This window comes from Roseibium sp. AWQ4_290 (assembly GCF_056160985.1).
In genome coordinates, this window is sequence record NZ_JBSWYG010000083.1 from 1 (window position 1) to 303 (window position 303).

Below are 303 nucleotides of genomic sequence, written 5' to 3' on the forward strand. Positions count from 1 at the left end.
CCGGTCAAGCTTCAGGCGCCGGGAACGAAGAAAACCAAAACCGCCCGGATCTGGGCCTATGTGCGGGATGAACGCCCTTGGGCCGGGTCTTCTGCACCGCTGGCGTGGTACCGGTTCACGGTTGACCGCAAGGGCAAACATCCTGAGGGCCACCTGTCTGGCTACAAAGGCTGGGTTCACGCGGACGGTTATGCCGGGTTCAACGGCCTGTTCGGGGAGAACAAAGCTCGGGAGATGGCCTGCATGGCCCATATCCGGCGCAAGTTCGTCGATGTGCATGCCTCCCAAGGATCATCGGTTGCC

The 303-nt window shown here is 61.7% G+C and carries 1 protein-coding gene; it reads left to right on the plus strand.

From position 1 onward, the window contains the following. Positions 1-303 (plus strand): IS66 family transposase (locus ACXAH0_RS25230; RefSeq protein ID WP_475196066.1); only part of this gene is annotated, 303 nt, incomplete at both ends.